At 67.9% G+C, this 2,995-nt stretch carries 3 protein-coding genes; all 3 read left to right on the forward strand.

The window, feature by feature from the left end; all coding sequences use genetic code 11:
• Window positions 1-1,002: ABC transporter permease (locus tag ACTS11_RS14355; protein WP_442640987.1), on the forward strand; the 1,002-nt coding region annotated here is incomplete at its 5' end.
• A gap of 69 nt (window positions 1,003-1,071) precedes the next feature.
• On the forward strand, window positions 1,072-1,866 hold the full coding sequence (locus tag ACTS11_RS14360) for an ABC transporter permease (RefSeq protein WP_442640988.1): 795 nt from the start codon (window positions 1,072-1,074) through the stop codon (window positions 1,864-1,866).
• 93 nt (window positions 1,867-1,959) lie between these two features.
• Entirely contained in the window at window positions 1,960-2,970 is a 1,011-nt protein-coding gene (locus tag ACTS11_RS14365) for a Hint domain-containing protein (RefSeq protein WP_442640989.1), read from the forward strand.
• Window positions 2,971-2,995 lie beyond the last annotated feature (25 nt).

The following is a 2,995-nucleotide window of genomic DNA, read 5'->3' on the forward strand; positions in this document are numbered from 1 at the left end:
GACGAGGACAGCCCGCTCGCCGAGGAGCCGTGGAACACCGTCTACCTCGCGCTCTACCGCGACCTGTCGCAAGGCGCGGACGTCTCGGGCTACACCGGCCCGCGCTCGGGAATGCTGACCGAGGCCGCCGCCGCCGTGGACGGCTTCGAGACGGTGGACCTGCGCGCCGCCTTCGAGGACATGGACGAGGGCTGGGTCGACATGGAGCTCTGGGAGACCATCGACACCTTCTCCGATCCGTACACGGCGGGCTACTTCCTCGCCGCCGTCGATTTCCAGCTCACGCCCCAGGGCATCGAGCCGAAACCCGAGGACGAGCGGATCTACCGCCTGCTTTTCGAGCGCACGCTCTTCATGTCGCTCGTCATCATGGGGAGTTGCGTCCTCCTCGGCTATCCGATCGCCTACCTCCTGTCGAACCTTCCGATGCGGACGTCGAACATCCTGCTGATCCTCGTCCTGCTGCCGTTCTGGACCTCGCTCCTGGTGCGGACGAGCGCGTGGAAGGTGCTTCTCCAGAACCAGGGCGTGATCAACGACACGCTGGTCTGGATCGGCCTCGTGGCCGACGACGCGCGGCTCGCGCTCATCAACAACCAGACGGGCACGATCATCGCGATGACGCACATCCTGCTGCCCTTCATGATCCTGCCGCTCTACTCGGTGATGAAGACGATCCCGCCCAGCTACGTGCGCGCGGCCAAGTCGCTCGGCGCGACGAACTGGACGGCCTTCTGGCGCGTCTACTTCCCGCAGTCTGTGCCGGGCATCGGGGCGGGCTGCATCCTCGTCTTCATCCTGTCGATCGGCTACTACATCACGCCCGAACTCGTGGGCGGCCGCACCGGCACGTTCATCTCGAACCGGATCGCCTTCCACATCTCCGAGAGCCTGAACTGGGGTCTCGCGGCGGCGCTGGGCTCGATCCTGCTCGTGGTCGTGCTCGTGCTCTACTGGCTCTACGACCGCATGGTCGGCATCGACAACGTGAAGCTGGGGTAAGGCACATGGACCACAAGCTCCCCCCCCTATGCCACCGCCGGCCAGCGCGCCTGGTTCTACGGGTTCCGGGTGATCTGCGGGCTGATCTTCTTCTTCCTGATCGCGCCCATCATCATCATCATCCCGCTGAGCTTCAACGCCGAGAACTTCTTCACCTTCACGCCGGGGATGCTGGCGCTCGACCCCGACGCCTATTCGCTCAGGCACTACGAGGACTTCTTCACCAACCCCAACTGGCAGCAGGCGCTCTGGAACTCGGTGCGGATCGCGCCGGTGGCGACGCTGATCTCGGTGACGCTCGGCACGCTGGCGGCCATCGGCCTCAGCCAGTCGCACGTGCCGTTCAAGGGGGCGATCATGGCGATCCTGATCTCGCCGATGATCGTGCCGCTCATCATCTCGGCGGCGGGGATGTACTTCTTCTATTCCCGCGTGGGGCTCCAGGGCACCTACTGGGGCGTGGTGCTGGCCCACGCGGCGCTGGGCATTCCCTTCGTCATCATCACCGTGACCGCGACGCTGGTGGGCTTCGACCGCTCGCTGACGCGGGCGGCGGCCTCGCTCGGGGCCAACCCGGTCACGACCTTCTTCCGGGTGCAGATGCCGCTGATCCTGCCGGGCGTGATCTCGGGCGGGCTCTTCGCCTTCATCACCTCCTTCGACGAGGTGGTGGTGGTGATCTTCGTGGGCTCGGCCGGACAGCAGACGCTGCCCTGGCAGATGTTCACGGGCCTCCGCGAGCAGATCAGCCCCACGATCCTCGCCGTGGCGACGATCCTCGTGGCGGTTTCCATCCTGCTCCTGACGGCGGTGGAGCTTCTGCGGCGCCGCTCCGAGCGGCTGCGGGGGCTGTCGCCCGGCTGAGCCTGTCCAACACGGACCCCGGCGGCGACGCAATTCCGCCGGGATTGTCCCCGAGATCCGCAGCATTCGTATCGAGTTTGCTGTAGTGTCTCCATGTCGTACACGATCTACGTCCTGCCCGAGTCCCGCATGACCATCGACGGCGCGATCCTCGACGGGATCACGCAGGGCGATGGAAGCCACCTGGTCGGCACGACGATCACCCTCGATGCGCCGGCGTGGCAGGGCATCCCGATCAACGACGACGACAGCGCCTTCGCCGACAACGACGGCAACCAGACGCTGGCCTCCTCCGTCACGATCGACGGCGTGACCTTCGCTGCCGGAACGGTGGTGGAGGCGGAGTATTCCCTGACCGTCACCGACGGGACGAACACCTATACGCTCGTCGCCTTCAACGTGAACAATTCGAGCCCGGCCTATGCCACGGTCGAGGGGCTGGCCTTCATCGGTCCGTCGGGGGGCTTCCCGCCCATCGGCGTGCCGCTGTCCGTGACCGCCGCGCAGGAGGGGCCGAGCTTCGTCTCCACCTCCTACGCGACGCCCTTCTGCTTCGTCGCCGGAACGATGATCGCCGTGCCGGGCGGCGAGGTCGCGGTCGAGACGCTGCAGCCGGGCGATCTCGTCCTGACGCGCGAGGAGGGCGCGCAGCCGCTCCTCTGGATCGGGCGGCGGACGGTTCCCGCGCGGGGCCGCTTCGCGCCGGTCGAGTTCGCGCCGGGCACGGTCGGCAATCGGCGCCCCCTGCGGCTCTCGCGGCAGCACCGGCTGCGCTATTCGGGCTGGAGGGCGGAGCTGTTGTTCGGGGAGGAGGCGGTGCTGATCCCGGCCGCCCATTTCGTCGACGGCGGCCGCGTCCGCGTGGTGGAGGGCGGCCTCGTCACCTATGTGCACCTGATGTTCGAGGGCCACCGCGTCGTCTACGCCGAGGGCGCCGAGGCCGAGAGCTTCTACGCGACCCCCGACAACCTCGCCCGGATCAGCGCCGCCGCGCGCGCCGAGCTTCTCGCGCTCTGGCCCGGCATCGCGCGGGGCGAGGGGATCGGATCGCTGGCCCACCCCGCGCTCGGCGGGCGCGAGGCGCGCGCGCTGCTCGCCGGCTGAGCCTCAGGGCAGGAGCGCGATCCAG

It is taken from the genome of Roseicyclus sp. (genome assembly GCF_052168335.1).
Classification (GTDB): Bacteria; Pseudomonadota; Alphaproteobacteria; order Rhodobacterales; family Rhodobacteraceae; genus Roseibacterium.

Excerpts from the sequence above, each read along its gene's own strand:
- ACTS11_RS14365 (WP_442640989.1), top strand. The coding sequence starts at position 1,960 with ATGTCGTACACGATCTACGTCCTGCCCGAGTCCCGCATGACCATCGAC.